Source organism: Dyella sp. 2HG41-7 (genome assembly GCF_021390675.1).
GTDB lineage: Bacteria > Pseudomonadota > Gammaproteobacteria > Xanthomonadales > Rhodanobacteraceae > Dyella_B.
In genome coordinates, this window is sequence record NZ_JAJEJV010000004.1 from 1,180,262 (window position 1) to 1,202,086 (window position 21,825).

A 21,825-nucleotide genomic window follows, 5' to 3' on the forward strand; every position below is an offset into this window, starting at 1 on the left:
CCCCAATAATCGGACCCGGCGCCGAGGCGCAGCGGGCAAGATAATCACCAGCTTACGTCACTTTGGTGACCAATTTCGTGGCCGCCCGCGCAAGTCCGGTATGAAAACGGTCCGATACACCGTCAATCCTTGGTTACACGATCGATTTCCGCAAGACTGGTGACCCCGGCCTTCACCTTCAACATGGCAGAGGCGCGCAGATCGTTAATGCCTAGCTTGGTAGCTATTTCTGCGATCTGAAGTGCGTTTCCGCCTTCCAGGATGATTTTCTGAATTGCTTCGACCATCGGCATGACTTGGTAGATACCGACACGCCCTTTGTAGCCTTCGTTGCAGTCCTGACATCCCACTGCTTCGTATAGGGTCAAGCCGTCGTCAATGTCTTGTTGGGTGAAGCCGGCTGCCAGCAATGCCTGCGGAGGCAGGGTTATGGGCTTCTTACAGCTATGCAGCCGTCGTGCTAGGCGCTGCGCGATGACCAGAGTGACCGACGACGTAATGTTATAGGGGGCGATGCCCATATTCATCAGACGCGAGATGGTCTGAGGGGCATCGTTGGTATGCAAGGTCGACAACACCATGTGGCCGGTCTGCGCGGCCTTGATGGCGATCTCGGCCGTCTCAAGGTCGCGGATTTCGCCGACCATGATTATGTCCGGGTCTTGGCGCAGGAAGGAACGCAGCGCCGCAGCAAACGTCATTCCTCGCTTAGTGTTTTGCTGGACCTGGTTGATGCCTTCGACGCGAATTTCCACCGGGTCTTCCACCGTGGAGATGTTGCGTTCGGCCGTATTTAGGATGTTCAACGCCGTATACAGCGAAACCGTCTTACCCGAGCCGGTGGGACCGGTGACCAGGACCATGCCGTAGGGTTTGTGGATGGCGTCCAGATAAAGCCGCTTCTGTTCATCCTCGTAACCCAGTTTGTCGATGCCGAGCTTGGCCGAGGAGCTGTCCAAAATACGTAGCACGATCTTTTCGCCGAATAGGGTCGGCAGGGTGCTGACGCGAAAATCCATCGCGTGGCTTTTGGACAGGTTGAGCTTGATACGGCCGTCCTGAGGTACTCGGCGCTCGGCGATGTCCAGGCCGGCCATGACCTTCAGGCGGGAAGAGATTCGATTTGCCAGCTTGGTAGGTGGGCTGGCGACGGCTCGCAGCATACCGTCCATGCGCAAGCGCACGCGATAATTGCTTTCGTATGGCTCAAAGTGGATGTCCGAGGCGCCGCGCCGAATCGCATCCACCAGAATTTTGTTGACAAACTTAACGACCGGGGCGTCGTCGTTGGCCGTTGCATCAATGCCGCCGCCTGAAGACTCGCCGTCTTCATCGACCGATTCCAGCGCTAGATCTTCCAAATCACCGCCGCCGAGGTCGGGAGTGACATTGCTAAGCGTGTTAACGGTGGCGTCAATCGCCCGGCTCAGCTGGGCACGCTCCACCAAAACCGGTTCCACCATGCAATTGGAGTGGAACTTGATTTCATCCAGGGCGTGCAATTGCATCGGATCGGCAATGCCGACGAAGAGGCGCTTGCCGCGTTTCATCAGAGGCAGGGCTTGGTGCTTAGTCATCAAGTCCTGGCTGATCAGGTTGATCGGCATGCTGGACTGGGCAAGCGCCGTTACATCAAAGATAGGCATGCCAAATTCAGCCGACGCAACCTGGGTCAACCGGCTGTTATCGACAAGCGACTGATCCAATAACCAGGCGGTCAGCGTCTTTTTTTGCTGATTCGACTCGGTAACGGCCTTGCGGACGTCGGCTTCTGGCAGCACTCCCTCGGAGACGAGTCGACGGGCTAGTCCGGACAGGCCAAGTGCGCTGGGCTGCGGCTGGGATGACATGACGAAACCTACCTAAATCCCCTGATTGGATTCGAATTTAGCGCACATCGGAGCCTCAGGCTATGGACCTGGGCCGGTTTTCCAGTAGTGCCTGAGCGCTGAGGGCCGGAAAGGTCTTCTGATTGGTCGATAAGGTGAACTGAATCACCCGAACTCGAGGTCGCCTTCCATAGGTGGCGTACCTTCGGCAGGTTATGATCAATCAACACTCAGGGAAATTCAGGTTTGAACAGTCTAAGCATCATTTTGCCCGCCAAAAACGAGGCGCGTGCGTTGACCGACCTATTGCCGAAGCTCCGTGCAGCACAGCCGGCCGCCGAAATCATCGTGGTCGATGATGGCTCTACCGACGACACCCCCCAGATTTGCGCACATTCCGGCGTGACATGCCTGTCCTCTCCTTACTCGATGGGAAACGGCGCGGCGATTAAACGCGGTGCCCGCGCTGCGCGAGGCGATGTGCTGGTATTTATGGATGGCGATGGGCAGCACAGCGAAGTCGATGTTGCTCGACTTCTGGCGAAATTGGACGAAGGCTACGACATGGTCGTCGGCGCCCGTGATTGGGGCAGCCAGGCCGGCGTTGGACGCGGCGTCGCCAATACGCTTTACAACTGGCTGGCCACTCGGATGACCGGTCACGCAGTAACCGACCTTACTTCCGGTTTTCGCGTCGTGCGCGCGGAAAAATTCCGCGAGTTTTTACACCTATTGCCGAACGGCTTTTCATATCCAACCACCAGCACTATGGCCTTCTTTCGTAGTGCCTACCTGGTCGCCTATGTACCGATCAAGGCGGCGCAACGCGTGGGCAAGAGCCATATACGCCCGTTGCGCGATGGCGTGCGTTTCCTGCTCATCATCTTCAAGATTGCCACCCTGTATTCGCCGCTGAAGTTGTTCGTACCAGCAAGCGCGCTGTTCTTTTTGTTGGGCTGTGCGAATTACGCTTGGACCTACGTGCATGAGGGGCGCCTCACCAATGGTAGTGCCTTGATGTGGAGTGCTGCGGTGATCGTGTTTTTGATCGGATTGGTGTCTGAGCAGATCACGGCCCTTCTTTACACACGTTTCGGTCGCTAATGGCCACAATTTCGAAAAAATGGGCAGAAGGGTTTGCCCATACCCCCTTGCACCCGCAATGGTTGTTGGGCCGGAGATCGGCGCCGTCGGGATTAGCTCATTGCACCGGCAGATTCTTGGATATTGGTGCTGCTGATTGCTGGGTTGAATCCTTGCTGCCAGCGGGTGTGGAGTATGTGGCGCTTGACTATCCTTCCACGGGGCGTGACTTGTACGGCGGAACGCCGCATGTCTTTGCCGATGGAGCATGTTTGCCTTTTCCGAATGAATGCTTCGATGGTGTTGCGTGCTTGGAGGTGCTGGAACACGTGCCTGATCCAATGGCCGTCATGACCGAAATAGAACGTGTGTTGAAACCAGCTGGGCGCGCTTGGATATCCATGCCGTTTCTCTATCCTCTGCACGACTTGCCTTTCGATTTTCAACGATATACCGAACAGGGATTGATGCGGATCGCCAGCCGGTGTGGATTGCAAGTCGTCTCTATTCAGCGGCGCAATCATGCGATTGATACGGCTGGCCTGCTGCTCTGCCTTGCGATTGCTGGTGGGATATATGCGCAGAGGCGGATATGGCGGGCCTGCTTGTTGCCATTTGCAGCAATGATGGTCTTGTTCACGAATTTGGCTACATGGGTGCTTGCGCGGATATGGCCCGATTGGACGCATGTTGCGACCGGGTATGCAATGGAGGTACGCAAGCCTTGAACACGACGGAGAGTCGAGATGCACCACCGACGCTGGTAGTTGTAGCCTCGACCTATCCCCGGTGGCACGGAGATCCGGAGCCTGCTTTCGTCCATGAGTTGTCACGCCGCTTCATCGGACGCTTCCGCGTGATTGCGGTTGTTCCGGATGCGCCAGGTGCTGATGAGAGCGGCGTGCAAGATGGCGTCGAGGTTGTTCGCTTTCGGTACGCACCACGCATCTTACAGACCTTGGTGAATGACGGAGGCATCATTGCCAATCTGCAGAAAAGCTCATGGAAGCCGTTGCTTCTGCCTACTTTTGCGATCTCGCAGTGGTGGTCGGTGTGGAGGCTGTTGCGAAGGAACAAGGTCGATGCAATTCATGCACACTGGCTGCTTCCACAGGGGTTGATTGCGGTGCTGGCGTGCAAGCTGACACACCGAGCACCTCCCGTGCTTGTGACTTCGCATGGCGCCGATTTGTTTGCACTTCGTGGATTCTTGCCGAGTTTGCTGAAACGCTTTGTCGCCCGGAACGTCGACATGTTCACTGTGGTCAGTGAAGCCATGCGTCCCGAGTTGGCGCGAATTGGCGCGCGTATGGAAAGGGTGCTCGTCAGGCCGATGGGGGTAGATCTTCTGCATGTCTTCAAGCCAGATTCATTAGTGGAGCGTGCTGACCAGGAGCTGTTGTTCGTCGGAAGGCTGGTGGAAAAGAAAGGTCTTCGTTATCTAATTGATGCCATGCCGGAAGTGCTGAAATCGATACCAGACGTGCGTCTTTTTGTCGTTGGCTTCGGCCCGGAGCGTACCAGGTTGGAAAACCAAGCAAGCAGTCTCGGGCTGAGCGACAAGATCCAGTTCGTTGGCCCATTGCCGCAGGCATCACTGCCGGCCTATTACCAGCGCGCAACTGTTTTCGTGGCACCCTTCATTGAAGCCGAGTCAGGGGACCAGGAGGGACTCGGGCTTGTCGCTGCGGAGGCTGCAGGCTGCGCTTGTCCTGTCATCATCGGCGATGTGCCCGGTGCACACGGACTTCTGAACCCGAGCTGCGCGAAATTCGTGCGGCCGAAGAATACGGGCGAGCTCGCAGCTGCAATCGTCGAAGTGCTCAAAGATCGGGCAGGGCGAGAACAACGAGCTTTGCGGGCGCGCGAACGCGTTTTGAAAACTATCGATTGGAATGTGGTATCCAATGGATATGCCGAGCTCATTGACGGCATCGTGAAATCTCGGCACTGACGCATGAGCGTGTTATTTATAGGTAAGCGTTTCTATACCAATCGTGACGCGTTGCGCGAAAAGTACGGCCGCATCTACCAGTTGCCAAGATATTGGGCGCGGTCCGGGATCAAAACGCAATTGTGGTTGGTCGACTATCACAGCCATGACACCGTCCGAGCGAGTGATGATTCGCTGGATGTGATATCGACTCCGGTTCGAAACCTGGCCTTGTTCAAGCACTGGTTTTTCGGTGGCTACGCGCAAGAGAAGGGGGTCGACACAGTCGTTGCCAGCGGCGATTGCTACATAGGCTGGATGGGCTGGCGAATAGCCCGAAAACTCGGTGCGCGATTCATGTTCGACGTTTACGACAAATATGATGAGTTCGCCGGGTATCGCAGCCTCCCTGGGTTTGATCTTTTCCGATATTTGATGAGAAAGGCCGATGCAAACCTGTTTGCAAGCCGGGCTTTAATGGACCACTACAGCGATGTAGCGAAATCGAGCCTTTTGGTCCCCAACGGAATCGATGAGGACTTGTTCAGACCCAGATCGTCCACCGAGAGTCGGGCAGCAATGGGGTTGACGCCGGAACAGAAAGTCATTGGCTACTTCGGCAGTTTGACGGAAGATCGCGGCATCTCCGATTTGATCCGAGCCATTGCCATACTTCGTGAGCGGGATGGCAGTGTTGTACTGCTGCTAGCAGGAAAGCGGGAAGGCACGCTCCAAGTTGTCGGAAATGGGGTCGTCTATCTCGGAAATCTTCCGTTCGAACGTGTTCCGACCGCGATGGCTTGCTGTGACGTTTTAGCTTTGCCTTACCGCAGATCGCCGTTCCTCGATATGGCCTCCTCATGCAAGATCGCTGAATACCTCGCGATGGAGCTTCCGATTGTTGCCACCAGCTCGCCAAACATCGTTACCAACTTTCCGGAGGAGGTGACGCGGCTGGGGGAATTTATCGCCAAGCCATCAGATGCCGCCGATCTTGCCAGGGCTCTTCGGGCGCAATTGCAAGCAAAGGTTGTGATTCGCCAGCGGAGGTCTACGACTTGGAAGGTGATTGCTGATGCACTCGCCCATGAATTGCCACTTTGAACCTAGTGCGAAATAGTGAGCTAGATGAAAGGCAATTTATCTCATGTGACCTGCATAGATACTCGCGAGTAGCTTGGAATAATCATCGATGTCCACGATTCCAGACATATCTGTCATTACTGCGACTTACAATGCCTGTGCATCCATAAAGAAATGTTTGCTCAGCGTGGCAAGCCAGACAGGTGTGTCTATTGAGCACATCGTGATCGATGGCGGATCGCAAGATGGCACGGTGGACATACTGCGTGAACATGATGCCGGACTAGCATATTGGTGTTCGGAGCCCGATGGTGGCATCGCGGATGCAATGAACAAGGGTGTGGCGCGCGCAACCGGAGAATGGGTGATATTCATTCATGCGGACGACTGTTTGGCGGACCCCGGGGTGCTGGCGCAAGCTTTAAACAAGATCACGCTTAATGCCGATGTTGCCGTGTTTCCGGTTTTCTTCGGAACGGAATCGAGCTACAGATTGGTGCGGCCCAAGCCGGTAAGCTACATGACCAACTTCAAAATGGGGATGTGTCATCAGGGTATGCTAGTGCGGAATGAGTTGTTTCGGCGCATTGGCAGTTTTGATACCAGCTTCAAGGTCTGTATGGACTACGAACACATCCTCAGAGCCTTGCGCAATGGCGCGCGCCTAATAACTTATGAGGCGCCCGTCTTGAGCTGTATGAGTGATGGAGGTATCAGTAGCCGCCTCGATTGGCCGGCAGTGCGCAGGCGCATGCAAGAGGAGAAGCGGGTCAATGAAAGGTATGCACAATCGCGCTTGCTGCGCGGCATCCTGCGCGTGTATTGGTCGCTGTATATACCCTATCGTCGATTGCGCGCATGGATTCACGAAGTTGGACTGACTTGAACGCTGGTACTCAGTGATTGATCGTTCCTGGTCTGTCGAGCTCTGCTTCCATCATCCTGTGGACAACATCAAGCATGGCACTCTTAGCGCGCCATCCGAGCAGCTTGTGCGCCATAGCCGGATTGGCCCTGCTTTCAGTCAAGTCGGTCGGGCGGAACAATTTTTCGTCTGTGACGACATGATCGCGCCAGCAAAGTCCCACCGATGCGAAGGCGGCACTGACGAACTCCTCCAGGGTGCAAGTATGGCCCGTGGCGATCACCAGATCTTGCGCGTCGTCCAACTGCATCATCATCCACATCGCCTCGACGTATTCGGGCGCCCAGCCCCAATCGCGCGATATCGAAAGATTGCCCAAATGCAATTTTTCCTCGCTTCCGGATGCAATTCTCGCCGCTGTCGAAATGATTTTTCGAGTGACGAAGCGTTCGGGGCGCAGCGGCGATTCGTGGTTGAACAAGATTCCAGTGCAGGCGTGCAGGCCATATGCTTCGCGATAATTGGCTACCGACCAGAAAGCAGCGGCTTTAGCGACGGCGTAAGGGCTCCGAGGGCGAAAGGGGGTGCCTTCATCACAAGGTTGAGCGGCGGCAGCCCCGAAACATTCGCTTGACCCGGCGTTGTAAAACTTCGTCTTGGCCCCGGTAAAGCGGATGGCTTCGAGAAAATTCAACGTTGATATGCCGATGCTTTCCATCGTTTGCAGCGGTTGTTCAAACGACATGGCAACGGAACTCTGCCCGGCCAAGTTGTAAATCTCATCTGGAGCCACTTGGGAAATAGCTTGCAGAACATTTCTGAAATCAGTGGTGGCGATCGATAAGAGGCTCATTTCATCTTTTATACCCAGCGCCCTTAGATTGTTGAAACCTTCCATCTGCGCGTCGCGCGAGCTCCCGAAGACTTCATAACCCTTCGAAATCAATAGTCTCGCCAGGTAACTTCCGTCCTGGCCACTTACTCCGCATATAAGAGCGCGCTTCATGGAGGTTCAAGCCTCAGCAAGTCGTTTGTATTGATTAAGCGTTTCGAGGGCGCACTTTTCCCAGGAAAATTGCTTGACTCTCTGATACCCCCGCGCGATCAGGATAGATGATCGCTGTTGGGACGAAACCACCCGCTCGATCGCCTCGCAAATATCGTTCGGATCGTGCGGATTGAAAAGTTCGGCCGCGTCACCAACAACTTCGGGAAGCGAGCTGGTGCCAGAGCATATTACTGGACAGCCAAGGGCCATGGCCTCAAGGGGCGGTATGCCAAACCCTTCATACAAGGATGGATAGATAAACGCGACAGCGCCGGAATAAAGGTTTGCAAGCACCTGATCGTTGCCTTCGACATGGTGGACATCCTCAGTCGATATTCCAAGCGACCGCATTGATCTCTGCTCTTCATCGGTAAATCCGCCGCCACCAAAGAAGACCATTGCGAAAGACTTTTCCAATTCCGGTGATTGGCTGTATGCGCGGATCAGATTTGCAAAATTTTTGTATCCATCGCGATTTCCGACGTATAGCAAATAGGGCTTGTTGCCCGGCAAATGGAACTTATCATCCACTGCTGTCTTTCCAATCAGCGAATGACCGAGGTAGACGACGGAAGTCCTATGCTCGGGCACCTGGAAAAGTTCAATCAAGTCGCGCCGCGTGTTCTCGGAAATGCAAATGACATGATCGGCGTTGCGCAGTGCGACCTGCTTCATCGCTGTAGTCCTTCCTTCATCACTGAATGACTCCGGAAAGCGTTCGTGGATCATATCGAAGGCAGTCAGTACGCGTTTTGATCGTTTTGGCGCATAGCTCGTCGAGGCATAATAAGTCTGGTGAACGATGTCTATGCCCTTACGGCGCTTGATCGAGGCGGTTCCGGCGATGATGTCGAAAAGATCAAGCGCGACAGTCGAGCCGCGGAATTTCGAGAGGCGAACTCCTCGACATAACGATTGAGGACCGTTTTCCAGATAAGCGTTGATATGCAGCGGCGCGAAAATATCGGTAGAGTTGCCTTGCGTCGATGAAATCCGGCTTGCCAGCTCAAAAAAATATCGAGAAATACCGCCATACTTCTGCCGAATAAAAATCTGATGGTCGTAGATTATCTTCATGATGATGAGGTTCTATTCATGCTGTGCCCTCAAGCGTGCCGCATTCGCGTCTTGATGCTGCGCTGGATTTCGGAGAACTTGAGTCTTGTTTCATGCAGGATTTGTTTTCTTGCGGCGCGAAAATTTAAACGACAAAGTCTCCACATAAGCAGGAGCTTCTGTCTCCTGTTCGCGGCCTGTGCCGATTTCATCGCGATGCGTGACAAGTCCAGAAACGGAACAAACCAGTGCACAAAGCCAGTGCGATATCTGGAAAAGATTTTCAGCTGATTGCTGGCGCCGTGTCGGCCAAGTTCCACATGACCGTAGTCTAGGCGGCAGAATTTACCGATCTTGAGCAGTTGCACGATCAATGCCCAATCGGCTCCGAGAAAATGTTTGGGCTGATGCAACCAGAAGCCAAGCTCCTTTCGACGAAACAATGAATAAAACCTGCCGTTGGCGTGCCAATCTTCAAAAAACGCGATTATGTTTTCATTTACATCGTCATCGCAAAGCGTTCTGTCCCCCATGCGAATCGGGTCGGGTTCCATTCCCTCGAATCGAGTCGGGCAAGTTGATCCGATATATCCGGAGTTGCTATCCAGATAGCTGACACACAGTGCCAGAAAATCGCGCGAGCGCACGTCATCCGCGGCGGCCCACATGAAATATTCGGAATCGGCTGCCTGTAGGACAAAGTCGAAGTTCGCCTCTGCGCCGATATTGATAGCCTGCCTGAAGTAGAAGATGCGAGAGTCTTCCCTAGCGAGTTCGTTGCATATCTCGGACGTGGCATCCGTGGATGCATTGTCTGAAACGATCAGTTGGAAGTCAGAAAATGATTGCTGTAAAAGCGATTCAATGGCGGCAGCCACGGTTTTTTCGCCATTGAATACAGGCATGCCGATCGCTACGCGATTTTTTCGATCTTTAGACATGCGGCACCGTTTCAATCATCTTTTAGCCATAAACTCGAAACCTGCTTCCAGCCTGCGTTCCAAATGCAGGCTGCGACTGATACGGCGAATGCAATCGCAGCGAGAAAAACTTGTTCAATGGTGGCGTTTAGCCGGATAGAGCATGCGAACAGTGGCACCACCACCACGCTTGCCAAGGTTATGGGCGCCAGTACGCACTTTAGATACCAGGGCCTCCTCGCCGGATCCAGAAGCTTTCCATAGGCTAGCGGGGCCGAAAACAGCATGTACCCCAAGTTCAATAACATCCACGGCCATGCCGCGCCCTGCAAGCCGTACTGCCTCGTCAAGGTTATGGTCAGGATCGGAAACAGCGCGGCAGCGATCAAATTCTGGATTAGTGTAAGTCGGGTCTTTTTGTGAGCGAGTTGCAATGCATAGGGTAGGTGCATGAATGCATTGCACATAGTTCCAATGGAAATCAGAGTCAAAGGCACACTCGCAGAACTGGCTGCGATCTGGTTGCCGGTCCATGCGAGCAGCAGTGCATGCCCGAAAAAGGCCAGTACGAGCGTTGTAGGCACTACAGCGACTGACAAAAGGCTCGCCGCCTGTAGATAGGTTTCTTGAAGGTCTGATTTGCTGCCATGCCCATCGGCGAGCTGTGCAATTCTCGGATAGTAGGTATTGAATACCGGTCCGGTCGCTCGCAACGTCAAGGTGCCAGCCGACCAAGCGATCATGTAATAGCCGAAAGATTCCAACGGCAATAAACGAGACAGTATGACCTTGTCGAGTTGAGTGAGGATCAGACCCAACACGTTGATGAGTCCGACACTTACGGTGAACCTGCCGGTGCTGTGGATTGACTGCAGCCGGAATCGCGCTTTGGGAGAGTCCAGAGACTTCCAAACCGTCACATGAAAACAAACCAAAGTCAGAGCACTAGCCACGCACTGCCAGGCAAAGAAGACCGTGACCGTTGGCGAATATAGCCAAAGCAATAATATTGCGCCGACGCCCCTACAAGTCGTCGACACCGAATTAATTATGTTTAAGCTGACTTGTCGCTGCAATCCTATCCAGCAGCCGATGTAGAAAGCCAATGGGAATTGCAACGCGATGGCGATGCCGGCAAGGATCAAGCCACGGCTGATATCGGCATATTTTTCCTTTGGCACGTGGAGCCATGAGTCGGCAAGTGTTGGCGCCAGTAAAACCAAGCCGACCCCGACCACAACCGCGATAAGCAGGAACAGCACTTCGACGGTGCGAAGCATGTCGGCTAAATTCTGGCGGTCTGCCCCTGTACTGGCCGGATAGGCAACGGCCTCGCGAGTGACGGTTGCCCCTAAGCCGCCGTCCATGATCACCAGCAAGGCGCTCAGGGTTATGAAGAATCCGATGAGACCGAATCCTGAGGCACCTATGAAATGGAGATAGAAGGGTACGAAGACCAGTGCCATCAGTGCCGACCAGCCCTGTCCGAACAGGTTGGCAAGCAGGTTGCTTCGGATATGCCGCGTCTGCACAGTTTAATTTTGCAAGAGTGTCAGACCGTCAACCGAGACGGCGTAAGAAGCCATCGGGAGCCACCGTAATCAACAACTTGCTTTCCAAAGTCGAATCAAGTTCGAAGTCGAGCCTCGCGCCATCAGCGGCGTGATGTCCCTCTTGTTTCAGTCGCCGCAAATATTCCCACACCGCAGTCTTGGGATTGTTCCCCTTTCCCCAGGGGCGATCGGGGTACATTGTGTCTGGAAGATCTTCAACCACGGTATCGAACACAACGCAGTAGCTATTGGGACTGACCAAGGGCGCGTAGGCCTCAAGTTCAGCCAAGACATGTTCATGGGTGTGGTTGGAGTCCAAGATCACCAGCACACGCTGGTGATCAGCAGTTGCGGCATAAACCTTCTCAATAGTTTCTGGAGCGATGGAGGATCCTTGGATCATGCTGATCCGATGTGCCATCGGGTGCGCCTCGATAGCCGCTCGATTGTGTGCGCGGATGTCGATGTCGATGCCGAGCACGCGACGCCGCGGCGATTTCGGATCGAGCACCTGACCCGTCTCGACCGCATCGCAATAGTCCAGCAACGCAAGCATCGAAGCACTCAGAATCAACGAGCCGCCGTGCGCAATGCCGGTTTCAATGACGAGGTCAGGTTTAACTCCCCAAATCAACTCCTGCAGAGCGACCATATCTTGCGGGTACTGGATTATCGGCCGACCTAACCAGCGAAAGTTATAAGAATAGTGATGCGGAAGTGTATTCAACAACCAGTCGTGCGATTTCTTTGCAAGATTGGTATCTCGACTGAGCGCCTCAATATTGCGCGAAACCGAGTTTTCGAACTCGAATACTGCGTCAGTGCCGAGGTTCTCATGGGTGGTCATTTTTGATCCTTGAAATACGGTCGCGCAGGGCAGCCTGTGACAGTTGTTCCAGCCACAACGTCCCGGGTTACTACGGCGCCTGCACCGATTATTGCATGCGCCCCAATTCGGATACGCGGGAGAATGACGGCTCCAGTTCCGATGAATGCGAATTTGTCTACCATTACCTCGCCGGCGAGCGTCGCGCCAGGGGCGATATGCACGCCATCGCCGATGACGCAATCATGATCAACGGAAGCGTTGGTGTTGACGATGACTGCTTCGCCAAGTTGTGCGCCCGCGCATACTGCACTCATCGCTAGAATCTGGCAGCCGTTTCCGACTTGCACATCACCTGCTACGAAGGCGCGAGCATGTACGATTGTGAGAGGGGCGTAGCCTCGGCCTCTGAGCCAATGCGTGCGTGATAGCCGATCCTCTCCCTGGGATCCACCGATTGCTACGCAAGCATGGATTTGGTGATGGCCGGGGCTAGTTTGCTCCCAATCGAGAAATCCTGGTTCGCCATGGAAAATGGGTACGTCTTCGAATGGTGATTGGATGTTTCGATTGTCAAACAGCGCTACGAGTCTCGCGCGGTCGGCGGGGAGCGCTTCTCGCAGTACCTTCGCCTGCCCAGTAGCTCCCCAGAAGATGACCGACATCATCGTGCTGCTCCGAGCACGTGAGTGACATGTGCGCAGACCCGCGCCAAGTCGGCGTCCGAAAGGTCGTGATAACTGGGCAGGTTCAGAGCTCGACGTGAAAGCGAGTAGCTGACATGGTGAGAAGGTTGAGCATCGAACAAACCCAGTGACGAAAGCGGCCAAAAAAATACACGACCGTCGATGTTGTCAGCTTTGAAGATGTCCAGCAGTGCACTACGGTCGAACGTTACACGTTCGTCTACGGCAATCGTGGGCATCCAATAGCCGTTGACGGTACCAAGAGGCTCAGGATTCATAGACAACGGTAGGTTGGCGAATGTGTCGCGGTAGTACTCGAATATTCTGCGTTTGGCAGCAATCAAGTCCTCGATACGCTCCATTTGTGCGCAACCGATTGCGGCTTGCAGATTTGACATCTTGAACTTAAATCCGATTCGCTCCGGCCAGAATTGCCGCTTGTCGCCGCGCGCACGGCCGTGATTTGACAGCGTCAGTACGCGCTCGTACAACGAGTCGTCATTGGTGACGAAGATCCCACCTTCACCAGTGGTGACGGTCTTGGTGCCGTGAAATGAGAATGCGCTAAAGGTGCCCATGGAGCCGGCGCGTTGACCATGCCACACAGAGCCGATCGCTTCGGCGGCGTCCTCGATAAGATACAAATTATGTTTGCGAGCAATGGTGGCCAACGAATCCATGTCGCAAAGATTGCCGTAGAGGTGAACGGCAAGAATCGCCTTTGTTTGCGGAGTGATCGCGGCCTCCACCGACGCAGGATCCAAGCACCATGTGTCCGGCAGCACATCAACCAAGACGGGTTTTGCGCCGAGGTGAGCGATAGGAGCGGCGGAAGCTATCCAATTGATATCACCGAGTATGATCTCGTCGCCAGCACCGATGCCAAGTCCTGCCATTCCCATGTGCAATGCACCAGTGCCACTCGACGTCGCAATGGCGTGGCGAACCCCCAGGTGTTGCCGGAAAAGGTCTTCGAAGCGCTCGATATATTCATAACAGCGTTCACCCCAGCCGTTTGTCGCAGCATCTGCTGCGTAACGACTCTCAAGTTCCGTGATAGACGGCTTGGTGTAGTAGATCCGGCTTTTGCGAAGATCATTCATGACACGACCAATTGCGGGATTGCTGTGATGAACCTTCCGCCCCAGTCGCGGATATAGTCAAGTTGTTCTGTGATTTCATCGCGCAGATTCCAAGGCAGAATGACCACGAAATCAGGTTGAGTATCTCGGATATGCGATTCCGCGACTACGGCAATGCGGGAACCGGGAAGATGGCGTCCCTGTTTGTGCGGGGAGGCATCTACGACGTAATTAAGCAGATCGGAACGAACACCGGCGTAGTTGAGCAAAGTATTGCCCTTCGCTGCGGCTCCATAGCCAACCACCTGTTTGCCGGAGCGCTTGCTTTCAAGCAGGAAGGCCAGAAATGAGTTCTTGATAGCGTCAGCCAGCGGCTGGAAGCCATGGTAATAGTCGATCTCCAACATACCGGCGAAGCGTTCCTTGGCCAGCAGAGTGGCGACGGCAGGCGTTTCGGTGCGTGAGGCATTGTCGTGGCAGGCCCACAGACGCAGCGAGCCGCCGTGCGTTGGTAGTTCCTCAACATCCCAGATGCGCAATCCGTGGCTGGAGAAAATCCGTTGCACGGTGTGGAACGAGAAATACGAAAAGTGTTCGTGATAGACGGTATCGAACTGTCGCTGCGCAACCAGTTGCAGCAGATGTGGAAATTCGACAGTGATCACGCCCTGTACCGAAAGCACGACGCCAAGTCCTGCGACGAAGTCATTGAGGTCTGGTACATGCGCCAGTACGTTGTTGGCGATCACAAGGTCGGCTTGGCCTCGCGTCGCCGTGTAATCCAGCGCGAAGCGTTTGCCGAAGAAGTGATCCAGCGTCTCGATACCGCGCTTGCGCGCAGCGGTCGCTGTGCTCGCAGTGGGTTCGATGCCGACACAAGGGATACCGAGCGCTTTGACGTACTGCAGCAGATAACCATCGTTCGATGCGATTTCCATGACCAGGCTTTTCGAACCTAGATTCAGCCGCTCCACAGCGCGATTGACATAGTTCTCGGCGTGCGCCAGCCAGGTACGGGAGTACGAAGAGAAGTAGACGTAGTCACTGGAGAACAATGCATCGTGTTTCTGCACTTCGTCCACTTGCACCAGATGGCACTCGGCGCATGTGAAAAGACGAAGAGGGAAGTGCAACTCCGGTGCATTCAGTTCATTGGCATTGAGAAAAGCGTTCGACGGCGGTGCGCTACCGAGATCGAGGAACGTATCGTGCAGCATGGTCTGGCAAAAGCGGCACTTCATAGGCTGATCCCGAAGAATGCTTCATCGAGCAACGCATAGCCCGAATCCCGTTCGGAGATGGCTGATACCCCCAGCGGCCATGTAATCGCAAGGCGCGGGTCGTCGTGACGCAGCCCGGCTTCGCAGGAGGGGGTCCAGGGCATAGTGTGCATGTAAAGGAGTTGTGCCCCGTCGGTCAGCGCTTGAAATCCGTGGGCAAAACCCTCTGGGATGAATACCGCGCGGTCATTGTCGGCTGCGAGTTCGAAGGCATGCCAGTGCAGGAAGGTGGGCGAGCTCTTGCGCAGGTCAACGGCAACATCGAAGACGCGTCCATGCAGGCAGCGAATGAGCTTCGCTTCCGCGGCAGGCGGAATCTGATAGTGCAGGCCGCGCAATGTCCCACGCGTGCGCGTGTCGGAAAGATTAATTTGCGTAAAATGCAGGCCCGGACGTATCGGCGCGAGCTCCTGTTCGCAGAACAGACGCGTGAAACGGCCGCGAGCATCGTCGACGGGCGTCGCGTGAATTTCGTACAAACCATCAAGCGGTGTGGGGTAAATCGTCACGCTGCCCACTCCAAATGGATGCGGCGAGCTTCCTCGACGTAGGTGGCCAGATCGCGTTCACTTTCGATGCGTCCGGCTTCGTAGTAGGCGCGATACCAGGTGGCCGTTTTGTCTAGCGCTCTACCAAGATTCCAGACAGGTCGCCACGCAAGTTGTTGTCGCGCCTTATCGCAATTGAGGCGCAAAACCTTTGCTTCATGCGGATGCCATGCTCGATCGGGTTCAGTACGCAATGCAGGCCAGTGCGTACCGAGTTGTGCAACGAGGGCGCCGACGCTGATCTCATCGGTAACATCAGGGCCAAAGTTCCATGGGCCCTCGAAGCCGGCATCGCTCCAGAGCAACTGTCCAAGGCGCAAGTAGCCTGAAAGTGGTTCTAACACATGCTGCCAAGGGCGAATCGCTGCAGGATTTCGAATCATAAGCGCGCTATTTGCGGCGGCGGCGCGAACGAGGTCCGGAACCAGCCGATCTTCGGCCCAATCGCCACCGCCGATCACGTTGCCGGCTCTTGCCGTAGCGACGCGGACGGGAAATTCTCCAGCGCCTTCCGCCGCGAAAAAGCTCTTGCGGTAGCAGTCCGAGACAAGCTCGGCGCATGCCTTGGAGGTGCTATACGGATCGTGTCCACCGAGCGGATCGTTTTCTCGATATCCGTCAGGATTCGCATGGTCGGCGTAGACCTTGTCGGTGGTCGCATTGACCAGCACGCGCACGGAATCGCAATGGCGAACGGCCTGAAATAGATTGACCAGACCCATCACGTTGGTATCGAACGTAGCGGTGGGGGCGCGGTAGCTGCGCCGAACCAAAGGTTGCGCGGCAAGATGGAACACAATTTCCGGGTGATGGGCGTCGAACACCCCGGCGAGGCCGTTGGCATCGCGCAGGTCCACCCGATGGTCGGCGACATCGTTCAAGCCAAGCAGGCGCCAATGCGATGGATCGGTGTCCGGATCCAATGCGAGCCCCGCGACGTGCGCACCCAGCGCACGCAACCACATCACCAACCATGAGCCCTTGAACCCGGTATGGCCGGTGACTAATACCCGACGCCCGGAATAGGTGCCATCGAATAGGTTCAAGGCCATACCTTCCAAGGCGCCTTGCCCGTTTCCCAGAGTTCTTCCAGCTTAATCTTGTCGCGCAGCGTATCCATTGGCTGCCAGAAGCCGTCGTGGATGTAGGCGGACAGCTGATGGTCATGGGCGAGCAATTCCAAGGGGTCTCGTTCCCACGTGGTGTCATCGCCAGCGATGTAGTTCAAAACTCCGGGTTCAAGCACGAAGAAACCGCCATTGATCCATGAGCCGTCGCCCAGTGGTTTTTCGCTGAATCGGGTAATGCGGTTACCGACAAGATCAAGAGCGCCGAATCGTCCCGGTGGCTGCACGGCGCATACCGTGGCTAGCGTTCCTTGCGAGCGATGGAAAGCGAGTTCGCTTTGAATGTCGATGTCCGATAGACCATCGCCGTAGGTGAAGCAGAATGTCTCGTCGTCGAGAAATTCGCTCACTCTCTTCAGTCGTCCCCCGGTCTGGGTCAGCTCGCCGGTATCGACCAGTGTGATGCGCCATGGTTCTGCATGGCGATGATGCACGTGCATTTGATTTTTTGACAGGTCGAACGTGATGTCGGATGTGTGCAGAAAGTAGTTGGAGAAATACTCCTTGATCATGTACCCCTTGTAGCCAAGGCAAACAATGAAGTCATTGATGCCATGATGGGAGTACATTTTTAAAATGTGCCACAGCACCGGCTTGCCGCCGATTTCGATCATGGGCTTGGGGCGGACCGTGGATTCTTCGCTAATCCTCGTGCCCAGACCGCCCGCGAGAATGACAGCTTTCATTTTTCGGCATCCTGCGCAAGGTCTGGGTGCATGTCACGTTGTGCGTTCAAGACGTTGTCGCGGAAATCGACGTACGTTTTCGTTAGGCCGTCTTCGAGAGCGGTCATGACGGTCGGTCCGAGCAATGCACGCATGCGGCTGCAATCCAGCAGTTTGCGTGGCGTTCCATCTGGCTTGCTGTGGTCGAACATGATTTTTCCTTCATATCCGACGACGTTAGAAATCGCATGCGCCAATGTCGCGATGCTGACTTCAATGCCAGATCCAACATTGACCATTTCTTCGCCGCTGTAATGCTCCATCAGAAGGACCAGCGCCCGGGCGAGATCGTCGACATACAGGAATTCACGCAATGGTTTGCCGCTTCCCCAGATATTGATATCGGATGCGTTCGACAGCTTTGACTCATGAAAGCGCCGGATCAATGCTGGGATGACATGCGCATTCTCTGGATGATAGTTGTCGCCGGGACCGTAAAGGTTGGTCGGCATGGTCACGATGGCGTCGAAACCATGCTCCCGACGATACGCCTGGCACATCCGCAGGCCCGCGATTTTCGCGATTGCATAGGGCTCGTTGGTGGACTCCAGTGGCCCGGTCAACAGGTACTCTTCTTTGATGGGCTGAGGGCAGTCACGCGGATAAATACACGAAGACCCGAGAAAGAGAAGTTTCTTCGCGCGATGTTTCCACGCCGAATGGATGACATTGGTCTGGATAGCTAGATTGTCGCGGATAAATTCGGCCGGGTAGGTGCTGTTGGCATGGATGCCGCCGACCTTCGCCGCGGCCAGGAAAACATAGTCCGGTCGCTTGGCAGCGAAAAATTCGTCAACGGCGGCCTGATTGGAAAGATCCAGTTCGCGGTGTGAGCGCAGGATCAGATTGCGCGCACCCAGAGATGTCAGGTGACGGACGATCGCACCGCCCACCAGACCGCGATGGCCGGCCACGTAGATTCGGCTTTGTTGCAGGTCCATGGCTTAGTCCTGTCCCGATGCAGCATGGAAGCCGGCGGTGCGCATAAGCGCGTCGCGACGGGCCAATGCCAGATCAGAGCGCATCATCTCGGAAACCATCTCGCGGAAACCGATGCGGGGCGACCAGCCGAGGCGCTCGCGCGCTTTGCTGGCATCGCCGAGCAGCGTATCGACTTCGGCGGGGCGATAGTAGCGCGGGTCAATCGCCACGATGCGCTGGCCTGGATGAACCGCGGATTCAGCCGGCGCGTCGACCACGATGGCCTCTTCTTCGGCATCCTTACCTTGCCAACGGAGCGAGATGCCAACTTCTTTAGCGGCGAGTTCCACGAATTCACGAACCGTGTGCTGGACTCCCGTTGCAATGACGAAGTCATCGGCTTTCGGTTGCTGCAACATGAGCCATTGCGCTTCGACGTAATCGCGCGCGTGGCCCCAATCGCGCCGGGCGTCGAGGTTGCCAAGATGAAGGCATTGCTGGAGCCCTTGGTGGAGACGCGCCAGTCCGCGGGTAATTTTGCGCGTTACAAACGTTTCACCGCGCGAGGGAGATTCGTGGTTGAAAAGGATGCCGTTGCAGGCATACATCCCATAGGACTCGCGATAGTTGACGGTAATCCAATAGGCGTAGAGCTTGGCTACACCATAGGGCGAGCGTGGGTGAAAAGGAGTGGTTTCCCGTTGTGGACTCTCTTGCACTAAGCCATACAGCTCCGAAGTCGAAGCTTGGTAGAAGCGGGTCTTGTCCTCAAGCCCGAGGATGCGAATAGCTTCCAGAAGGCGAAGAGATCCAAGAGCATCGGCATTTGCGGTGTACTCGGCCGTCTCGAACGACACTTGCACGTGGCTTTGCGCGCCGAGGTTGTAGATCTCGTCAGGTTGGACCTGCTGAACGATGCGGATCAGGTTGGTGGCATCGGTGAGGTCGCCGTAATGCAAAAAGAATCGGCGCTCCGGATCGTGCGGATCCTGATAGAGATGGTCGATGCGATCTGTGTTGAAGGACGAAGCACGGCGCTTGATGCCGTGCACCTCGTAGCCTTTTGCCAAGAGGAATTCGGCCAAGTAGGACCCGTCTTGGCCGGTGACGCCTGAAATCAGTGCACGCTTCATCGAGGAATTCTTTTGCCTTAGTGCAAGTCTAGGCGGTTGCTGAGCTCGTCCAATTGACCATCCAGCCTGCCGCCCGTATTGAACAAGCGTAGCCGATCCAGTGCCTTAATCGCCTCTTGACGTTGCCCCTGCGCCGTAAGCATGCGGATCATTGTGACCTGGTACGCGGGTTCACTGGGGGCCCCTTGAACGGCTGCTTCGATCATTTGTAAGCCCAGCGCATGGTCGTCAAGCACGTTCCACGCGTAGTCGCTGTATGTGGCTTCAAGGCGCGGGGTGGGGTGGGCTAGAGCAGTCTCGAAGGCCTTTACCATGCGGTCGCTAGGGAGGGAGCAGGCACCTTCCCTAGCGCATTCGACGAGTGCAACGAGCGAGCTTTCGTCCTGTACGCCCGGTGGTCTTGCCCCGAGCTTGGCAATCAGGCTGTCCCACCACTGGGCCTTGAGGGGCAGACCCATGCGCGAATTCATGAATATCAGCGCCTGCTGCGGAAGGATCGAAGACTGCGGTAGTGCAGCCGCCCGTTCCAGTGGCGCATAGGCCAGCTGCGTATAAGGCGAAGCGGGATCGTAGTGCGAGTAAATGATATAGGTACGACCCAACTCGTACTGAGCACGTGGGGAATCGGGGGCGCGCGATGCCAATTCTTGAGCGAGGCGCAGGGGATCCCCCCAAGCATACGCGGTGTTTGCTGTCGATGCGGCCCACCAAAACACCAAGCAAGCGAGCAAAGCCCGGAGTAACCAGGTTGGTAAGGGCGTTGCTGATTTGTGTGCCGATGCACGCATTTCAGTAGGCATGGCAGCGAGCAGGGGAACAACGGCCAGCAGCAGTCCGAAGCTGGCGAAATAGTTTCGATGCTCGTAAACCAGTTCCAGCGGCAGGATAGTGCCGGTCAGCAAGTGGCATCCCAGATACAAGGCGATGCCAAGGGCGAGCAGTGGTTGTTTGCGGCGCAGCGTGAACATGAGTGCGACCAGGACAGCTAGGCAGAGGATGCCTGCTAGGGTGGTCCACGGCGACAGCAAACCGGTCGAAGCCATGAACTCGTCGTGATAGAACGACAAGTTATGCGGCAGAGGGAACAATGTCCAAACGAGATAGTCGCAGAGAATGCGTGCTTCGCTCAGCAATCGAGTGCCTGGGTTGAAGCTGTGCGTGGCCCATCCGGCAGGGCTGAGCACTCTGGGTAGCAGCCATATCGAGCCGACGATGAGCGGCAGCAGGAGCATGAACACAAAGAGGGCGGCAATGCGCCGATCGGTCTTGGCTCTGTTCGTAAGCGACGTTTTCAGGCGGAAAACAATCCATTCGATCAGGAACGCATACAGCGGCAACATCACCGCTGTCTCCTTGAACATCAATCCCATTGATGTGCACAGAATCAAGCTTGCGCAGCACAGCCACAATCCGCCCAGTGCTGGGTCTTTGCGGCTGGCAGAAGTCTGCGCGGCTTCGGTCGAGCGTGATTCGTGCTCTTGTGTACTTACACTTTCGGAAAAATGACTTTCCGTAGCACCAATGTGTAGCATGCGCCTCCGGCCCGTCATGTAGCAGAGCAGGCCCAAAAGAACGAACACGTTCGCCAAACTCTCTTCGCGCTGTACGACGTACAGCACTGAGGTCAAGTTGATCGGCAATAGCATCCAACCGGCTGCAATGAGCACGGCAAGCCATCCCTCACGCGCGAGTTGCCAGTCTTTGCCAGCTTGCACAGCCCGAGCTGTACTTGTTGGGTGGGAGCGATCGGGGAGGTCAATGGCTTGTATTAACGCTCGCGCCAGCAGGAAAACCAGAACTCCGTTCAACAGGTGTGTGACGAGGTTGAATAACTTCCAGGTCCAGGGATCTAGTCCACCTATTAGGTAGTTCACTGCGAAACTCAGCGAAGCGAGCGGTCGCTTGAATTCGCTTGCGGGCGAGGAAAGCGCGGCGCGCCATATTGCGGGCACGCTTATCTCGTGCGGCTGCACCCCCGAGTTGTCGACGATATTGGGATAGTCGTCGAACAACCAGCCGCCAGAAAGACCTGGCCAGTAGACCGTCGCCGTGATCAGCAGCGCAAAGAGAAGCAGCCAGCATGTCGTGCACAATTTACGGAGGATGATCATGTCGTCCAGGCGCAAA

20 protein-coding genes are annotated in these 21,825 nt (G+C 55.4%); 5 read left to right on the top strand and 15 right to left on the bottom strand.

The window, feature by feature from the left end:
* Nucleotides 1-122: 122 nt before the first annotated feature.
* Nucleotides 123-1,850, bottom strand: a complete 1,728-nt coding sequence (gene pilB, locus L0U79_RS06560; protein WP_233841074.1) for a type IV-A pilus assembly ATPase PilB — start codon at nt 1,848-1,850, stop codon at nt 123-125.
* Between the two features lie 225 nt (nt 1,851-2,075).
* Between pilB and L0U79_RS06565 the strand changes: the two genes are divergently transcribed.
* From L0U79_RS06565 to L0U79_RS06585, 5 genes are all read left to right on the top strand, one after another.
* Nucleotides 2,076-2,933, top strand: a complete 858-nt coding sequence (locus L0U79_RS06565; protein ID WP_233841075.1) for a glycosyltransferase family 2 protein — start codon at nt 2,076-2,078, stop codon at nt 2,931-2,933.
* 116 nt (nt 2,934-3,049) lie between these two features.
* Entirely contained in the window at nt 3,050-3,640 is a 591-nt protein-coding gene (locus tag L0U79_RS06570; RefSeq protein ID WP_233841076.1) for a class I SAM-dependent methyltransferase, read from the top strand.
* Complete coding sequence (locus L0U79_RS06575) at nt 3,637-4,866, top strand: glycosyltransferase (RefSeq protein WP_233841077.1); 1,230 nt, start codon at nt 3,637-3,639, stop codon at nt 4,864-4,866. Before L0U79_RS06570 ends, L0U79_RS06575 begins: the two co-directional genes overlap by 4 nt.
* 3 nt (nt 4,867-4,869) lie before the next feature.
* Nucleotides 4,870-5,949 carry a glycosyltransferase gene (locus L0U79_RS06580; protein ID WP_233841078.1) on the top strand — a complete coding sequence of 360 codons (1,080 nt, stop codon included), beginning with the start codon at nt 4,870-4,872 and terminating at the stop codon, nt 5,947-5,949.
* A gap of 88 nt (nt 5,950-6,037) precedes the next feature.
* Nucleotides 6,038-6,814, top strand: coding sequence for a glycosyltransferase family 2 protein (locus L0U79_RS06585; RefSeq protein ID WP_233841079.1), 777 nt, complete (start codon nt 6,038-6,040; stop codon nt 6,812-6,814).
* 10 nt (nt 6,815-6,824) lie between these two features.
* Here the strand turns inward: L0U79_RS06585 and L0U79_RS06590 are convergent, their stop codons facing one another.
* Genes L0U79_RS06590 through L0U79_RS06655 form a run of 14 tightly spaced genes read right to left on the bottom strand, consistent with a single transcriptional unit; the run spans nt 6,825 to nt 21,824 of the window.
* Entirely contained in the window at nt 6,825-7,799 is a 975-nt protein-coding gene (locus L0U79_RS06590) for a GDP-mannose 4,6-dehydratase (RefSeq protein WP_233841080.1), read from the bottom strand.
* A gap of 6 nt (nt 7,800-7,805) precedes the next feature.
* Nucleotides 7,806-8,918 carry a glycosyltransferase family 1 protein gene (locus tag L0U79_RS06595; protein ID WP_233841081.1) on the bottom strand — a complete coding sequence of 371 codons (1,113 nt, stop codon included), beginning with the start codon at nt 8,916-8,918 and terminating at the stop codon, nt 7,806-7,808.
* Nucleotides 8,919-8,947: 29 nt separating this feature from the next.
* On the bottom strand, nt 8,948-9,838 hold the full coding sequence (locus L0U79_RS06600; RefSeq protein WP_233841082.1) for a glycosyltransferase family 2 protein: 891 nt from the start codon (nt 9,836-9,838) through the stop codon (nt 8,948-8,950).
* An 11-nt stretch (nt 9,839-9,849) separates the two neighbouring features.
* Nucleotides 9,850-11,349, bottom strand: a complete 1,500-nt coding sequence (locus L0U79_RS06605) for an oligosaccharide flippase family protein (RefSeq protein WP_345778421.1) — start codon at nt 11,347-11,349, stop codon at nt 9,850-9,852.
* A gap of 28 nt (nt 11,350-11,377) precedes the next feature.
* Complete coding sequence (locus L0U79_RS06610; protein WP_233841084.1) at nt 11,378-12,217, bottom strand: cephalosporin hydroxylase family protein; 840 nt, start codon at nt 12,215-12,217, stop codon at nt 11,378-11,380.
* The gene (locus L0U79_RS06615) at nt 12,214-12,864 is read right to left on the bottom strand and encodes a NeuD/PglB/VioB family sugar acetyltransferase (RefSeq protein WP_345778422.1); all 651 of its coding nucleotides are present in this window, start codon (nt 12,862-12,864) and stop codon (nt 12,214-12,216) included. The genes L0U79_RS06610 and L0U79_RS06615 overlap by 4 nt, the downstream gene beginning before the upstream one ends.
* Nucleotides 12,861-13,985, bottom strand: coding sequence for a DegT/DnrJ/EryC1/StrS aminotransferase family protein (locus L0U79_RS06620; RefSeq protein ID WP_233841085.1), 1,125 nt, complete (start codon nt 13,983-13,985; stop codon nt 12,861-12,863). Before L0U79_RS06620 ends, L0U79_RS06615 begins: the two co-directional genes overlap by 4 nt.
* Complete coding sequence (locus tag L0U79_RS06625) at nt 13,982-15,205, bottom strand: class I SAM-dependent methyltransferase (RefSeq protein WP_233841086.1); 1,224 nt, start codon at nt 15,203-15,205, stop codon at nt 13,982-13,984. Before L0U79_RS06625 ends, L0U79_RS06620 begins: the two co-directional genes overlap by 4 nt.
* The gene (locus L0U79_RS06630) at nt 15,202-15,753 is read right to left on the bottom strand and encodes a dTDP-4-dehydrorhamnose 3,5-epimerase family protein (protein WP_233841087.1); all 552 of its coding nucleotides are present in this window, start codon (nt 15,751-15,753) and stop codon (nt 15,202-15,204) included. Before L0U79_RS06630 ends, L0U79_RS06625 begins: the two co-directional genes overlap by 4 nt.
* Complete coding sequence (gene rfbG / locus L0U79_RS06635) at nt 15,750-16,844, bottom strand: CDP-glucose 4,6-dehydratase (protein ID WP_233841088.1); 1,095 nt, start codon at nt 16,842-16,844, stop codon at nt 15,750-15,752. The genes L0U79_RS06630 and rfbG overlap by 4 nt, the downstream gene beginning before the upstream one ends.
* Entirely contained in the window at nt 16,835-17,605 is a 771-nt protein-coding gene (gene rfbF, locus L0U79_RS06640) for a glucose-1-phosphate cytidylyltransferase (RefSeq protein WP_233841089.1), read from the bottom strand. Before rfbF ends, rfbG begins: the two co-directional genes overlap by 10 nt.
* A complete protein-coding gene (locus L0U79_RS06645; RefSeq protein WP_304488648.1) occupies nt 17,602-18,585 on the bottom strand; it encodes an NAD-dependent epimerase/dehydratase family protein in 984 nt (327 codons plus the stop codon). The genes rfbF and L0U79_RS06645 overlap by 4 nt, the downstream gene beginning before the upstream one ends.
* 3 nt (nt 18,586-18,588) lie before the next feature.
* A complete protein-coding gene (gmd, locus tag L0U79_RS06650) occupies nt 18,589-19,698 on the bottom strand; it encodes a GDP-mannose 4,6-dehydratase (RefSeq protein ID WP_233841090.1) in 1,110 nt (369 codons plus the stop codon).
* Between the two features lie 17 nt (nt 19,699-19,715).
* Nucleotides 19,716-21,824 carry a hypothetical protein gene (locus L0U79_RS06655; RefSeq protein WP_345778423.1) on the bottom strand — a complete coding sequence of 703 codons (2,109 nt, stop codon included), beginning with the start codon at nt 21,822-21,824 and terminating at the stop codon, nt 19,716-19,718.
* Between the last annotated feature and the right edge of the window lies 1 nt (nt 21,825).

Coding starts and splice junctions, on each gene's coding strand:
- pilB (WP_233841074.1), bottom strand. CDS start 1,850: ATGTCATCCCAGCCGCAGCCCAGCGCACTTGGCCTGTCCGGACTAGCC.
- L0U79_RS06580 (WP_233841078.1), top strand. CDS start 4,870: ATGAGCGTGTTATTTATAGGTAAGCGTTTCTATACCAATCGTGACGCG.
- L0U79_RS06585 (WP_233841079.1), top strand. CDS start 6,038: ATGTCCACGATTCCAGACATATCTGTCATTACTGCGACTTACAATGCC.
- L0U79_RS06590 (WP_233841080.1), bottom strand. CDS start 7,799: ATGAAGCGCGCTCTTATATGCGGAGTAAGTGGCCAGGACGGAAGTTAC.
- L0U79_RS06595 (WP_233841081.1), bottom strand. CDS start 8,918: ATGAAGATAATCTACGACCATCAGATTTTTATTCGGCAGAAGTATGGC.
- L0U79_RS06600 (WP_233841082.1), bottom strand. CDS start 9,838: ATGTCTAAAGATCGAAAAAATCGCGTAGCGATCGGCATGCCTGTATTC.
- L0U79_RS06610 (WP_233841084.1), bottom strand. CDS start 12,217: ATGACCACCCATGAGAACCTCGGCACTGACGCAGTATTCGAGTTCGAA.
- L0U79_RS06615 (WP_345778422.1), bottom strand. CDS start 12,864: ATGATGTCGGTCATCTTCTGGGGAGCTACTGGGCAGGCGAAGGTACTG.
- L0U79_RS06620 (WP_233841085.1), bottom strand. CDS start 13,985: ATGAATGATCTTCGCAAAAGCCGGATCTACTACACCAAGCCGTCTATC.
- L0U79_RS06625 (WP_233841086.1), bottom strand. CDS start 15,205: ATGAAGTGCCGCTTTTGCCAGACCATGCTGCACGATACGTTCCTCGAT.
- rfbG (WP_233841088.1), bottom strand. CDS start 16,844: ATGGCCTTGAACCTATTCGATGGCACCTATTCCGGGCGTCGGGTATTA.
- rfbF (WP_233841089.1), bottom strand. CDS start 17,605: ATGAAAGCTGTCATTCTCGCGGGCGGTCTGGGCACGAGGATTAGCGAA.
- L0U79_RS06645 (WP_304488648.1), bottom strand. CDS start 18,585: ATGGACCTGCAACAAAGCCGAATCTACGTGGCCGGCCATCGCGGTCTG.
- gmd (WP_233841090.1), bottom strand. CDS start 19,698: ATGAAGCGTGCACTGATTTCAGGCGTCACCGGCCAAGACGGGTCCTAC.